A 13,913-nucleotide genomic window follows, 5' to 3' on the forward strand; every position below is an offset into this window, starting at 1 on the left:
GGGTCAGACCCTCCTGGCGACGGCTTGGCCGAACAGGCCGTTCGGGCGGAGGGCCAGTACCAGCACCAGGATCGCCAGCGCGGCGACGGTCACCAGCTCCGGTCCCAAGTATCCGGACACATAGGACAGTCCGATCCCGACGGCGAAGCCGCCGAGCACGGTGCCCGCCGGGTTGTCCAGCCCGCCGATCACCGCCGCGGTCAGCGCGTAGACGAACACCCCGTCGAGCACGGTGGGGAACAGGAACGGTGGCGTGGCGAGCAGTCCGGCCAGCGCGCCGACGGTGGCGGCGAGCGCCCAGCCGACGGTGAGCATCAGCCCGACCCGGACGCCGAGCATCCTGGCCACCTCCGGTTTGAACGCCGCCGCCCGCAACCGCAGGCCCAGCGAGGTGAACCGGAACAGCACCAGGATGCCCGCCGCGGTGACGAGGACCGCCACCACGGTGAACAGGTTCGAGGCGGAGAACAGGCCGCGGAAGTCGAAGGCGTACGGGAACGACTGCGGCTCGTTGGTCCAGATCATCCCGGAAACCGCCTGCAGCACCATGAGCAGGCCGAGGGTGACGATCACCGGGCTCAGTTCGGTGCGGTTGCGCAGCGGGCGGATCAGCAGCCGCTCGGTCAGCGCGCCCAGCACCGCGCCCGCCGCCAGTGCCACGGCGAAGGCCAGCCAGTAGCTACCGGTGGCCTTGTTCACCGAGTAGGCGAGGTAGGTGGAGATCAGCGCCAGCGCGGGCTGCGCGAAGTTGATCACCCGGGTGGCCCGGTAGATGATCACCAGCGACAGCCCCAGCGCGGCGTAGACGGCGCCGGTGGCGACGCCGTTCACGGTCAGGGCCAGGAAACCGTTCATCGACTGCGGTTCCGTTCGGTCGGGGGGTCAGAAGCCGAGGTAGGCGTGGCGGAGCTGGTCGTCGGCCAGCAGGTCCTCGGCGCGGTCGGTGGCGACCACCTTGCCGAGGGAGAGCACGAAACCGTGGTCCGCCACGGAAAGCGCGCTGCGGGCGTTCTGCTCGACGAGCAGCACGGTCAGCCCGGTCGCCGCGCGCAGGTCTTCGATCACCTGCAGGATCCGCAGGGTGATCAGCGGCGCGAGGCCGAGCGACGGCTCGTCGAGCAGCAGCAGGCGCGGCCTGCTCATCAGTGCCCGGCCGATCGCCAGCATCTGCCGTTCACCGCCGGAAAGCGTGGCCGCGAGCTTGTTCCGCCGTTCGGCCAGCGGCGGGAACAGCTCCAGCACCTCGCGCAGCGCGGCCGCGCGGTCCGCGCGATCGCGACGCCAGAGCGCGCCGAGGCGCAGGTTCTCCTCGACGGTCATTTCGGTGATCACGCCGCCGGTTTCGGGCACGTGCACCAGACCGTTGCGGGTGAGCCGGTCGGCTGGCCAGCCGGTGACGTCGGTGCCGTCGAAGCGCACCCGCCCGCTGTCCGGGGCCACCAGCCCGCCGATGGTGCGCAGCAGGGTGGTCTTGCCCGCGCCGTTCGCGCCCAGCACCGCGGTGATCGCGCCGTCCTTTGTGGACAGGCTGACCGCGTCCAGCGCGCGGACCGCGCCGTAGCTGGTGACCAGGTCCTCGACCTCAAGCACGGCGGGCCCCCGAGACGTCGGCGGTGTCGGTGTCGGCGCCGAGGTAGGCCTCGGTGACCAGCGGGTCGGCGCGGACCTCGGCCGGGGTGCCCTCGGCGATCAGCTCGCCGAAGTTGAGCACCACGATGTGGTCGCACACGCGCATCACCAGGTCCATGTGGTGCTCCACCACCACGACCGAGGTGGTCTCGGTGAAGCGGCGAATGCGCCCGGCGAGTTCGTCGATCTCCGCGGCGGACAGCCCGCTCGCCGGTTCGTCGAGCAGCAGCATGGCCGGTTCGGCGACCAGCGCCCGCGCCAGCGCGACGCGTTTCTGCACGCCGTAGGGCAGCATCCGCGGGATCGCCTTGGCGTGCTGGTCGACCCCGAGTTCGCGCAGCACGTGCATCGCGCGGTCGGTGAGCGCGGCTTCGTCGTGCGCGGCCTTGCGGGTGCCGAAGATGGTGGCGAACCCCTTCGCCCGGGCGTGCCGTTGCGCTCCGGCCATCACGTTCTCCAGCACGGAAAGCCCGGCGAACAGGCCGAGCCCTTGCAGGGTGCGCGCGATGCCGAGGCCGGCGAGTTCCCGCGGGCTGTGGCTGCGCAACTGCTCGCCACGCCAGTGCAGCGACCCCTCCTGGGGGCGGACGAACCCGCAGATCACGTTGAACAGCGTGGTCTTGCCCGCCCCGTTGGGGCCGATCACGCCGACCACCGTCCCCGGCGGTACCGCCATGGTGACCTCGTTCAGCGCGACCAGGCCGCCGAAGCGCACGGTGATCCGGTCGAGCGCCAGCAACGGCGAGGGGGAAGCGATCGTCATTGGTCTCCTCCACGACACGGGTTCCCAATATGTGGAACACCCGATACCGCGCGGTCGGTATGACGCGAAACTATGCGGAACCGGGCATCGGCGTGTCAACCCCTCCGGCGCGGGTCGTGACCGGAGTGTGCCGTGGTGGCGGGGAAAACGCGGTGCTTCAGGGGCGCGGGCCCACCTCCCGATCACCGTCGCGGACCAGGATCGCTTGCACCGGACAGGAATCGGCGGCGTCGAGCACGAGTTCGTCGGGTTCCACCTCCGGCGCGATCGGCTCGGCGTGCTCGGTTTCCAGCTCGAAGTACTCCGGCGCCAGCGCCGCGCACATGCCCGAGGCGATGCAGTCGTCGCCCGAGACCGAAATCCGCCAGCTCATCGGCACCTCACCAGCCCACCGGCATCGTGCGCGGGCCGCGGACGATCATCTGGCTCTTCCAGGCGATGTCGCCCATCGGGTGCAGGCCGGGGAAGCGGGTCAGCAGCGCGCCGAGTGCCTCCTGCAGTTCGAGCCGGGCCAGTTGCGCGCCGAGGCAGTGGTGCACGCCGTGGCCGAAGCCGAGGTGCTGGCCGACTTCGCGGTCGACCTTCAGTTCGTCCGGGCTGCCGAAGCGCAGCCGGTCGCGGTTGGCGGCGCCGACCGCGACCAGTACCGGTTCACCCGCGCGGACCAGCATCCCGCCGACCTCGACGTCTTCGGTGGCGTACCGCGGGAACGCGGCACCGGCGCCGAGCGGGACGAAGCGCAACAACTCTTCGACGGCGTTGTCCAGCAGGTCGGGATTCTCCCGCAGCTTGGCCAGTTCGCCGGGGTTCTCGCAGAGCACGTAGACGAAGTTCGGGATCTGCGAGGCGGTGGTCTCGTGCCCGGCCACCAGGATGCCGACGCAGAGGTCGACCAGTTCCAGTTCGGACAGCCGGTCCCGGACGTCGCGGGCTTCGATCAGCGCGGTCATCAGGTCGTCGGCCGGTTCGGCGCGGTGCTGGGCGAGCAGGCCGGCCATGTACTGGCGGATCTCCTCCTGGTTGCGGTCGAACTCCTCGAGGGTGAGCCCGGCGGTGGAGAGCAGGCGATCGCTCCACACGCGGAAGCGCGGCCGGTCCTCGGCCGGCACGCCGAGCAGTTCGCAGATGACGGCGACCGGGATCGGCAGCGCGTAGTGCTCGACCAGGTCGACGGGCGGTCCCATGGTGACCATGTCGTCGAGCAGGGAGTGGGCGAGTTCGCGCACGCGGGGCCGGAGGGCTTCGACGCGGTGCTTGGTGAACGCCTTCGCCACCAGCGTGCGCAGCCGGGTGTGGTCCGGCGGGTCCATGGCGAGGATGCCGTTGTTGCGCTGGGAGGGCGCACTCCTTGGCGCGTCGTGGAATTCGGCCGCCGCGCGGCTGAACCGGCGGTCGCCGAGGACCAGGCGGGCGTCGGCGTAGCGGGTGGCGAGCCAGGCGGGTTCGCCGTAGGGCAGCTTGACCCGGAGCAGGCCCTCGCGCTCGCGGGCCTCGGTGTAGGCGCTGTCGAGTTCGAGGCCGTCGGTCTGGTTGAACGGATAGGTGACGGGTTCGGCGCTGGTCATCCGGGACCCCCGTTGATCGTCGTTGTAAGCACTTGCTCACAACGTACGACCCGGTCACTCCTCGCGTCAACGTGATCACTGGGCGCAGAGGCGATACGGTGGGGCGGTGACCGGACGACGCCCGCGCCGGGACGCGGCGGCGACCCGGCAGGCCCTGCTCGACGCGGCCGAGGTCCTCTTCGCCGAGCGCGGTTTCGACCGCACCACGGTGCGCGAGATCGCGCGTCAGGCCGACACGAACCAGGCACTGCTGTTCCGCTACTTCGGCTCGAAAGACGCCCTGTTCGAAGCGGTCGTCGCCCGCCGGGGACGCCAGCGGCTGGCTAAAGGGGCGCCGGAAACGCTGGTGGAGGACACGCTGCGCGGCATCCTGGCGCCGGAGTCGACCGCGCACCACTCGCTGGAAACCCTGCTCCGCTCCACCGGCAACGACAACGCGGCGGCGACCATCCGGCGTGAGGTGGGGGAGGAGTACAGCCACGCGCTGGCCGCCCTCACCGACGCCCCGAACGCCGACCTACGGGCGGACCTGGTCCTGGCGTGGATCCTGGGGATCGGCCTGCTGCGGCACATCGCCCCCAAAGACCCCCTGACCGACGCGGACCCGGATGAGGTCGTCGACCTGGTACTGGCCTCCGTCCGCTCCCTACTGGAACGCTCCAACTAACCCGCCCCCGCCTGCCCGAGTGTGGAACTCGCCTTCCTGAACGTGGGTTTCGACTACCTGAGTGTGGGGTTCGGCTACCTGAGTGTGTAACTCGCGTGCTGAGGGCGGGGTTCGAGTGTCACGCTCGTGCATGCGAACCACACACTCCTGCATCCGAAGTCCACGTTCGGGCGCCTGAGTTCTACGTTCAGGTAGGCGAGTTCCACACTGGCGTGCCTGAGTTTCGCGGTCGGGTGGCTAGGGGGTTTGGGTGGTCTGGTGGGTGTGGGCTTCGGGGACCATGACGGGGTCCAGGGTGGGGTGGAGGTCGGCGGCGCGCGTCCAGTGGTCGGCGGCATCCTTCGGGCGACGGTCGTCGTGGGCTACGTTGCCCAGGCCGGTTTCGGCGCGGGCGGCTTCATAGGTGCTGCCGCATTCCAGGCTGCGGTCGCGCGCGGCGAGGTAGGTGGCGCTCGCCTCGGTCAGGTGGCCGGTCAGGTGGTGGATCCGCGCCTCGGCGTTCAAGGCCATGGCGGCGTCCATGTCCAAGCCGAGGCGGTCGAAAACCGAGAGGGCGAAAGCGAGGTCCCCCAAGGCGCCCGCGTAGTCGGCCAGTGCGGTTTTCACGATCGCCAGGCCACGCGTCGTAATGGCGGCGTTGCGGTCGCTGCCGGTGCGCTGGTAGAAGTCACGGGCCGTGCGCAGGCCATCCAGCGCCGCGTCGTGGTTGCCTCGGTAGTGTTCGACCCACGCGAGGTTGCTCAGTCCAGTGTGGACACCGTGTTGATCGTCCAAACGCGAATAGAGCGCGAGTGCGCGGCGGTAGCTGTCGGCGGCGTCGTCCAGGTCGCCTCGGTCGCTGAAGGCCATGCCGAGGTTGTTCAAGGTGGTCGCCTCGGCCCAGGCATCGCCGTCCGCGTGGGCGGAGGCGGCTGCCCGCTTGCAGGTCCGGAGCCAGGGGTCCCACAACTTCGCGAGGAAGAAATAGCCCCGCAGCGTGAACGCGAGTTTCCAGCAGTGCGAGTGGAAACCGCGGTCACCGGCCAGCAGGCACAGGGCCACCAGGTGCGGCCATTCCTCACGCAGCCAGGAAATGGCACCGGCTTCGTCGTGGATCTCCGGCTCCCTGGGCTTATCCGTGAAAGCGAAGTCCGGGCGGAAGCGTTGCGGGGCAATGAACTGGTCGGCGCGGACCGCGGAGAACAGGGCCGCTTCCAGCAGGCGGAGCAGCGCGGCGTCCCGTTCCCGGTCGCTGATTTCGGTTTCGGCCTGGGCGCGGACGAAGGTCCGGAGCAGGTCGTGCATGCGGTACCGCCCGTCGAGTTCGCTGAGGAGGTTGCTGGCCAGCAGGTGCTCCAGCGCGTCCTCCACCTCGCCGCCCGCCAGCGCGGCGGCGCACCAGTGACCGAGGTCGGCCCCGGGGTAGAGGGTGAGCAGCGCGAGCAGGCGCCGCCGTGGCGCCGGAAGGTCGTCGTAGGACACGCGGAAAGCAGCCGCGACGTCACGCTCGCCGTCGTCGAGGGCGGCGATCCGCGCGGGTTCGTCGGCCAGGCGCCGGTTCAGGTCGGCCACCCGCCACGACGGCCGCGAGCGCAGTTTGGCCGCGGCGATCCGGACAGCCAGCGGGAGCCTGCCGCAGCGCTCGACGACCGAGTCGACCTCGGGGCTCGTCTCGTCCCTGGCGCAGACCGCGCGGAACAGGGCGGCGGCTTCGTCCGGTGACGGCAGGTCGAGCGCGACGTGGCTCGCCTCGTCCAGCGCCGCCAAGTGATGACGGCTGGTCACCAGCACGCGGCAAGCCTGTTCCGCGGGCACCAGCAGCCGGACCTGTTCGGCGCTGCGGGCGTTGTCCAGCACCAGGAGCAGCGCCCGGCCACGGGTGCGGTCGCGGAAGAGCGCGGCCCGATCGTCGGTGTGGGCGGGAATCCGCTCGCCGCGCACACCGAGCAGGCGCAGGAACCGGTCCAGTGCCTCGCCCGCGCTGACCGGTGCGGCACCCGGTGTGTGCCCGCGAAGGTCCAGGAACAGCGTGCCCCCGGCGAAGTCGCCCTGGATTCGGTGTGCCGCCCGCAAAGCGAGCGCGGTCTTGCCCACCCCCGCCATGCCGTGCACCACGCACACCGACGGCCCGCCGAAAACCGGCTCTCGCAGCGCTGCCTCGATCGAAGCGAGCTCGGTGGTGCGCCCGACGAACTGCGCGGTGGCCGGGGGCAGAGTGGACAACGCGGACTCCGGTGGCGCCGCGATGGGCACCAGCGCGGCCAGCGTGCCACCCGAGCCGAGTTCGGTGTCGCACAACGCCGCCAGCGCGGTGTTCGGGTTCGCCACCCCGGTTTCGACCTTGCTCAGGTAGCCCTTGCTGTAGTGCACCCGGGACGCGAGTTCGGTCAGCGACAACCCGGCTGCCTGCCGCAGCCTGCGCAGTTCCGCGCCGAACGCCGGATCGCCGGCCATGCCACCCCCACCCTCGCCCGCCGCCCAGTATGGCGGGCAGGAGGTGCGGGCGACAGCGGTACTCAACGCGCACGGTGCACCGCGGTGGTTTCCACGGGCACGGACGCCGGTTCACCGGTCATCGCCACGCCCAGCACCACGCCGAACGCGGTGAGCCAGGCACAGAGCCGGAACAGGGTGGGCAATGGGCAAAGAATTTTCATCACTACTCCAGCCGACGCGGGGTTACGGATCTTCTTCCGAGTCCAGCGTGCGGTCTTCGAGGCCCGGCCCAGAAGGGGTTTCGTGTTTCCAGCCGGACAGGAAACAGGCACGGCCGAGCAGGCCGAGCCGCCGGTAGGTGGCCACCGCGTCCCCCAGCAGGGCGTGGCCTTCCTCGACGCGGCCCATGATCACCAGGCACCGCCCGAGCCCGGACTGGGCGTCCGCGATGGACATCACCGCGCCGATCTCCGCGGCGATGTCGAGCCCCTCGGTGAAGTAGCCCTCGGCCGCGGCGAGGTCGCCCAGGTCGAGGTGGATGCTGCCCAGCCGGCACAGCACCTCGGCGTGCCCGGCCCGGTCGCCGCCGAACAGCTGCCGCGCCTGGCCCAGTGCCGCGAGCGCGCCGTCGATGTCGGCGGTCGCGTGCCGCGCCCCGCCCAGGTAGGTCAGCGCGTTGGCCTGGCCGTTGGGGGAGCCGACCTCGCGGTAGATCTCGTACGCCTCGCTCAGGCAGGTGATCGACGCCGGGTAGTCCTCGAGCGCGACCGCCGTCCGGCCGAGGTTGCACAGCGAATGCGCCCGGCCGATGCGGTCGCCCAGTTCGGTGTGCAGCGCGAGCGCCCGGTGGTGCTTCTGCACGGCGTCCTCGTATTCGCCGACCGAGTGCAGGACCCGGCCGAGGTTGTTCAGCGACTGCGCCTGCCCCAGCCGGTCACCGAGCTTGCGGTAGCACCCGTAGGCGTGGCGGTGGTGCTCCATCGCCATGTCGAAGTTGCCGGTGCGGTGCTGCAGCCGTCCCATGGTGGCCAGCGTGTGCGCCAGGCCCTGGCGATCACCCAGCTCCAGGTAGAGGTGGTAGGCCCGGGTGACCCCGGCGCCCGCCTCGGCGTAGTCGCCGCTGCGGCCCCGCACGTTGGCCAGCCGGTCCAGCGAGTGCGCCTGCCCGAGGTGGTGCCCGAGCTTGCCGAACAGCGTGTAGGCCTCGGTCAGGCAGGTGGTCGCGGCGTCGAAGTTCTCCACGCGGTAGTAGACGTGCCCCAGTTCGGTGAGCACGTGCCCGGTGCCCAGCCGTTCGCGGTGCTCGTCGAAGAGCTTGAGCGCGTGGGTCAGGTTGGCGATGGCCGCCGGGTAGTCGCCCCGCCGGTAGTGCGCGCGGCCCAGTTCGGTCAGCGCCTGGGCGTGCCCGAGCGGATCACCGAGTTCGCCGAACAGCTCGCAGGCGCGCGTCAGGTTCGTCATCGCCGGTTCGTAGTCGCCGGTGAGCAGCTGCATGGCGCCGAAGTCGGTCAGCGCCCACGCCTCACCCGCGGCGCAACCCTTGCGGTGCGCCACCTGAGCCGCGGTTTGGTGGATTTCCAGCGCACGGTCCCAGTGCCCGTGACGGCGCAGGAACGGGTGCAGCGCGTGCGAGAGGCTGATCGCGTACTCGGCGTACCCGTGCATCGCCGCGTGGTCCACGCAGACGGTGAAGTTGGCCAGCTCGGTGGCCAGCCATTCGGCGGCGCGCCGGTCGGAACTCAGGTCGGGCATCGTGGCGGGCCGCTCGAAGGCGATGACGTACGGCGGTTTGCGGTGCGCGGCCATGGCCGCCCCGGCTTCGGCCGCGGTGTGGGCGTAGTACCCGAGCAGGCGGGCCACCGCGGCGGCGTCCTCGCCTGCCAGCGACACCGCGTACTGCCGGATCAGGTCGTGCTGCCGGTAGCGGCCCGGGCTCGGCTCCTCGACCAGGTGGTTCAGGTAGAGCGCGTCGAGGTTGAACCGGGTTTCGTCCGGGTCGGCGTCGTCCAGCGCGGCGGCGGCGTAGAGGTCGAACTCGGTGCCCAGGTGCAGGCCGAGGCGGCGGAACAGGCGCTGCTGGCCGGGCGTGAGGTCCCGGTAGGACAGCTCGAAGGCGGCGCGGACCGACCGGCTGCCCGCGAACAGCTCGCCCAGCCGGTCGCGGGACCCGGTCAGCTGCTCGGCGAGGTAGTCCACCGTCCAGCTGGGGTGGCTGCGCAGCCGCCCGGCGGTCAGCGCGATGGCCAGCGGCAGCCGCCCGCACAACCGCATCAGCCGGGCCACCGCGTCGGGGTGGTGCCCGCTGGACGGGGTCCTGGTCAGGCGGGAGAACATCGCCACGGACTCGTCGATCGGCAGCAGGCCCAGGGTGAGCGGGTGCAGGTCGTCGAGCCCGGCGAGCCGCTGGCGGCTGGTGAGCACCACCAGCACGCCCGGCGCGCCCGGCAGCAGCGGGCGCACCTGGTCGTGGTTGGCCGCGTCGTCCAGCAGGAGCAGCACCCGCTTGCCCGCCATCCGGTCGCGCCACATGCCGGCGCGTTCGTCCAGCCCCGCCGGGATCTGCTCGGCGGCCACCCCGCAGCCCAGCAGCAGGGCCTGCAGCGCGTCGGCGGGATCGACCGGGCGCTGGGCGGCGCAGTGCCCGTGCAGGTCGAAGAAGTAGAGGCCGTCGGGGTAGTCGGCGGCCAGCTGGTGGGCCAGGTGGACGGCAAAGGCGGTTTTGCCGACGCCGGGCATGCCGTCGATGGCGTAGATGGTCACCGAGTCGGCGGCGCGCCCGTCCGGGGTGATCAGTTCGTCGAGCTGGTCCGCCCGGCCGGTGAAGGCGGGGATGTCCCGCGGCAGGGTGACCGTGGTGGCCAGCAGCGGTTGCGGCGCGGTGCCCGGGACCGGCAGCAGGCCGGGGCGCGGGCCCAGTTCCGGGCGCGGGTGCGTGGGCACGCCGTGGAACAGCCGCAGCAGTTCTTCGATCCCGGCCTCGGTGAGTTCGGCGACCAGGAAATGGTCGGCGCAGCGCGGTTGCAGAAAGCGCGGGATTTCGTCGATCGACCGACCGGGCAGTACGACCGGGAACAGTTTCCGCACCCAGGTTTCGCGATCCTGGTGCAGCCGGTCGCGCAGTTCGGCGGCCTCGCTGCGGACGCCGGGATTGCGGTGGCATGCGCCGGTCCCGTCCCCCGCTCCCCGATATCCGGGCGACGCGATCACCACCACGAAGTCGGCGAGATCGATCTGCTCGTGCATCCAGGCGTACCAATCCCGGCGCTGTCCGGTGTACCAGGCGTCGACGTGCACTTCGACGCCGGAACGGGTCAGCAGTGCGCAGAACGCGAGCACCTGTTCCTGGTGCTCGGCGCAATCGTGCGCATAGGAAACGAATATTCGTGGTGTTTCCCGTTCCGGGCCGGTGTCCGCGTTCACGGCGTCCACAGGCGCCCCCTCGATTTTCCCCTCGGTGCCTACGCTGAGTGCGAAACCTAGCAAGGACTCGGGGGCGGGGCCAATTCCTCCCCGGATTCCACCCACGGGTACCGAAGGTCATCCGGATGTCGTAACGCGGACTGCACCCGGTTCAGGAATCCGCCGGTGCGTGGAAGTGGCCGAGCACGGCCTTGATCGCGTCGCCCGCGGCCGGGGTCAGGTGCCGGGCCTGAGCGGCCTGGGCCAGTTCGGGATCCGGCCGGAAGGCGGGCTCTTCGGTCGTCTTGGTGTGGAAAGGCTGCTCCAGGCGCGTTTTCACCGCGCCGCCGAGCCGCAGGAGGCTGGCTTCGAAGTCGTTCAGCGACTCGGGGAGCTCGGCGGCCAGCACCTGTGCGGGCAGGGGGACCGGGCGGTAGTCGGTGCGCGGGTGGGACAGCAGCGGCAGGCAGGCCAGCAGGTCGTTGGCGTCTCGGTCACGGACGGTCAACGGCGGGAGGTGTGGCGCGAACCGGTTGCGCACGGTTTTCGGAATGGCTGAATGATCGTAAAAAGTGTTGTCGATCGTGCCTTTCGGAATGAGCGGGGAAACCGCGACCGCGGGCACCCGGACCCCGCTGACCCGGAAGTCGAATCCGTTCTCCGCCGGAGGCAGTGGGCTGAGGTGCTGCCGCGGCGGGACGTGGTCGAAAAAGCCGCCGTGCTCGTCGTAGGTGATCAGGAAAAGGGTCTTCTCGAACACCTCGGGACGGGCGGCGAGCGCGTTGTAGATGCGGCCGATCAGCGCCTCGCCGGCGGTGAACCCGGCATCGCCGGTGGTGTTGTTCGCCGGGTGCTGACTGTTGCCGGGGCCCAGGCCATAACCGTGATCGGGTTCGACGAACGAATAGGCCGGCAGCCTGTCCTGTGCGATGTCTTCGAGCAGCTCGCCCATTCCACGGAAGTTGTCGCGCCGATCGGTCCACAGTTTCCAGAACGCCCACACCTGGGCGATGCCGTCGTGGTAGACCACCCAGTCCCGGTCCGCCTCGGACAGTTGCTCGAAGATCGTGCGGTTGCCGTAGAACCGGGCCTCGATGTCGACCGTGCCGTCCGAGGTCGCCGCGTGCGCGAAGTTGCGGTTCGGCCAGGTTTCCCCGGGTACCGCGGCGAACCACCGGGTGAGCACGGCGAATTCCTTGGCCAGCTGGGACAGGACCGGGGTCCGCGACTCGGGCAGGCACCGCATGATGTCGGTGGCGCGGGCCGGGATCGGCGCCGGTGCCCCGGTGAGCCAGCGCCAGAACCGCGTGAGGAGACCCGTGGGCGCCGGGCGGCCGAGGGAGTCCGCATAGGACTGGATGAACCCGCGCATCCGGGGCAGGGCCGGGGTGTTGCCGTAGATCTGCCGCCGGACGGCTTCGTACGAGTGTCCGGGGTCGACGCCGAGTGCGGCCGTCGCGTCCGCGGTGGCGGGCACCAGCGCCGAGCGGCGTGCCGCGGGGTCGATCGGGCAGAGCGCCCCGGCCGCGGACTCGAAACCCGGGTCGGGGTGGTCGAGGAACCCGAGCAGGTGGTCGAAGGACCGGTTTTCCATCATCAGCACGATGACGTGGTCGACTGACGCGTTCACACCCGCTGAGTCGTGTGCGCGAGCGCCGGTGTGACGGCCGGCCGGGGTGGTGACCGAGCGGGAACGGTCCGTCACCGGCCGGACCGTTCCCGCGCCGGCTCAGCCGGTGACGTCGAGGTGGGCGGGCACCGGGGTCGGTTTCGGTGCCTTGCCGCCCGCCTGCGGCTTGTCGCCGGCCGGCTTGGGGGGTGTGCTCGGCTCGGGACCGCCGGCACCGGCCTTGGCGCAGGTGGCCGAGGCGATGTCGAGCGACTGGGCCTTGCCGAGCAGCTTCGCCGACACCGCGGTCACGGTGAGGGTGCCGTCGTCGTTCTTGGCCTGCTTGTTCACCACCAGTTCCAGCAGCGGGGCCAGCGGCACGGTGGTGTTCGGCGGCACCTGGTCCAGCTTGACCGCCTTGCCGCCGACCTTCAGGTTCGCGATCGACACCGAACCCTTGCCCTCGCGGCACTCGGCCTTGACCACCTCGGCGCTCAGCCCGGGCAGGGCCGCCGCGCCGGGGAGCACGCCGAGGTCGAGGGCGAGGCCCGCGACGCTGGACTTGGCGTGCGAAGGCTTCACTTCGGCGTTGAGCGCCTTCGCGCTGACCAGCGACGGCCCGGCATCCGGCAGCGCCACCGAGGCGAGCGACTCCTGCCCGGGCCCGGCGATCGACGGTGTGCGGGGGATCTTGGCCAGTCCGGCCGCGGCGATCGCGTACGCGGACTCGGCCGGGGTGGCCGAGGCGGGCGAAGCGGTGAGGGCCAGTCCGGCCGCCACCGCGCAGGCGAGCACACCGGTAGTGCGTGGGGACAAGGGAAGGACCTCCAGGTTGGACGCAGGGTGAACGAATGCTGGGTGAACGAACGCTGTGGACCTCAGGAGATGAGCACGACGGTGCCGAGCGGGAGTTCCACGAGGCGGTCGAGTGCCTCGCGGGTGACCCGCAGGCACCCGTCGCTGGTGGCCTTGCCGACGAAGCTGTCGTCCGGCCAGGTGTGCAGCCCGACCGTGCCGGGGCCGCCGCCGAAGGTTTCGTGTGAATCGGAATGGCTGCTCAGCGGCAGCACGATCGGGCTGTAGGTGTTCACGCTCTCTTCGATGGAAGCGAGGATGAACGCCCGGCCGGTGGGGGTGGGGTGTTCGGGTTTCCCGATGCCGATGCTCCAGGAACCGGTGGGTTTACCGGCTTCGAGGATTTCCAGCCGGAATTCGGCGAGGTCGACATCGACCTGGAAATCGTTCTGCGCCGATTCGACGCTTTCCGGGGTGGCGTGCAGCCAGCCGGTGGCGCCGTTGGGGCGGGTGGGCAGCAGCACCTGCGCCCAGTCGCCCTGCCGGGCGACCACCGGCACCCAGGTCGGCGAGCCCACCTGGGTCACCGGCAGCCGGGCGATCGCTTCCGCGCCGGGTGCGCGGTAGATGACCGCGTCGGCCTTGGGGTGCAGCACTTCGCCGCCGGTGGGGATGGTGGGGGACGGGTCGGCGGGCGCGGTGGCGAGGTCGCCGAAGGTGGTGGCCTCGGGCAGCGCGGCGAGTGCTTCGGGGGAGGGCGGTGGCGGAACCGCGGGGGCGGCGGCCCCGCCACCATCGGCGCTGCCGCAGCCCGAGAGCGGTAGCACCAGCACCAGTGCGACGAACGCGAAAACCGCACGAAGGCGCGCTCGACCGCAGGTGGTCGGCAATTCGGTCATCAAACCTGTCCTTGCGCAGAGTCATCCGCATCGGGGTGGCGGATCCGGGACGGCTATTGCTAACACCGGCACCCGGTGCCGATCAATGGCGGCCGATTTCCGGGCAACCGCTCCGGCCTGCGGTTTTTCGGTGTTTTCCCAGGTCGCCGAGTTCATCCTTTCGGGGCCGGGA

12 protein-coding genes are annotated in these 13,913 nt (G+C 70.8%); 1 reads left to right on the forward strand and 11 read right to left on the reverse strand.

Annotated elements, in window-relative coordinates:
- Positions 1-3: 3 nt before the first annotated feature.
- The 5 genes from JOM49_RS22680 to JOM49_RS22700 form a co-directional block, all read right to left on the reverse strand.
- Entirely contained in the window at positions 4-855 is an 852-nt protein-coding gene (locus JOM49_RS22680; protein ID WP_209666252.1) for a branched-chain amino acid ABC transporter permease, read from the reverse strand.
- Positions 856-882: 27 nt separating this feature from the next.
- Positions 883-1,590 carry an ABC transporter ATP-binding protein gene (locus tag JOM49_RS22685; protein WP_209666253.1) on the reverse strand — a complete coding sequence of 236 codons (708 nt, stop codon included), beginning with the start codon at positions 1,588-1,590 and terminating at the stop codon, positions 883-885.
- On the reverse strand, positions 1,583-2,392 hold the full coding sequence (locus tag JOM49_RS22690; protein WP_209666254.1) for an ABC transporter ATP-binding protein: 810 nt from the start codon (positions 2,390-2,392) through the stop codon (positions 1,583-1,585). The genes JOM49_RS22685 and JOM49_RS22690 overlap by 8 nt, the downstream gene beginning before the upstream one ends.
- Before the next feature lie 157 nt (positions 2,393-2,549).
- Entirely contained in the window at positions 2,550-2,765 is a 216-nt protein-coding gene (locus JOM49_RS22695; protein ID WP_209666255.1) for a ferredoxin, read from the reverse strand.
- 7 nt (positions 2,766-2,772) lie between these two features.
- Positions 2,773-3,957, reverse strand: coding sequence for a cytochrome P450 (locus JOM49_RS22700; RefSeq protein ID WP_209666256.1), 1,185 nt, complete (start codon positions 3,955-3,957; stop codon positions 2,773-2,775).
- A 106-nt stretch (positions 3,958-4,063) separates the two neighbouring features.
- Here JOM49_RS22700 and JOM49_RS22705 point away from each other — a divergent pair, with 106 nt between their 5' ends.
- Positions 4,064-4,624 carry a TetR/AcrR family transcriptional regulator gene (locus tag JOM49_RS22705; protein ID WP_209666257.1) on the forward strand — a complete coding sequence of 187 codons (561 nt, stop codon included), beginning with the start codon at positions 4,064-4,066 and terminating at the stop codon, positions 4,622-4,624.
- Between the two features lie 237 nt (positions 4,625-4,861).
- On the opposite strand, the gene JOM49_RS22710 is transcribed toward JOM49_RS22705, so the two are convergent.
- From JOM49_RS22710 to ldt-CoaP, 6 genes are all read right to left on the reverse strand, one after another.
- Positions 4,862-7,057, reverse strand: a complete 2,196-nt coding sequence (locus JOM49_RS22710; protein ID WP_209666258.1) for a helix-turn-helix domain-containing protein — start codon at positions 7,055-7,057, stop codon at positions 4,862-4,864.
- Between the two features lie 62 nt (positions 7,058-7,119).
- The gene (locus tag JOM49_RS43820) at positions 7,120-7,242 is read right to left on the reverse strand and encodes a hypothetical protein (RefSeq protein WP_281068328.1); all 123 of its coding nucleotides are present in this window, start codon (positions 7,240-7,242) and stop codon (positions 7,120-7,122) included.
- Positions 7,243-7,282: 40 nt separating this feature from the next.
- Complete coding sequence (locus JOM49_RS22715) at positions 7,283-10,468, reverse strand: tetratricopeptide repeat protein (protein WP_209666259.1); 3,186 nt, start codon at positions 10,466-10,468, stop codon at positions 7,283-7,285.
- Between the two features lie 142 nt (positions 10,469-10,610).
- Entirely contained in the window at positions 10,611-12,068 is a 1,458-nt protein-coding gene (locus tag JOM49_RS22720) for an alkaline phosphatase family protein (RefSeq protein WP_209666260.1), read from the reverse strand.
- A 99-nt stretch (positions 12,069-12,167) separates the two neighbouring features.
- Positions 12,168-12,863 (reverse strand): choice-of-anchor P family protein, encoded by a 696-nt coding sequence (locus JOM49_RS22725; RefSeq protein ID WP_245369427.1) that lies wholly within the window; start codon positions 12,861-12,863, stop codon positions 12,168-12,170.
- A gap of 62 nt (positions 12,864-12,925) precedes the next feature.
- Entirely contained in the window at positions 12,926-13,741 is an 816-nt protein-coding gene (gene ldt-CoaP, locus JOM49_RS22730) for a L,D-transpeptidase family protein (protein ID WP_209666261.1), read from the reverse strand.
- Between the last annotated feature and the right edge of the window lie 172 nt (positions 13,742-13,913).

Source organism: Amycolatopsis magusensis, assembly GCF_017875555.1.
In the GTDB taxonomy this organism is placed as follows: domain Bacteria; phylum Actinomycetota; class Actinomycetes; order Mycobacteriales; family Pseudonocardiaceae; genus Amycolatopsis; species Amycolatopsis magusensis.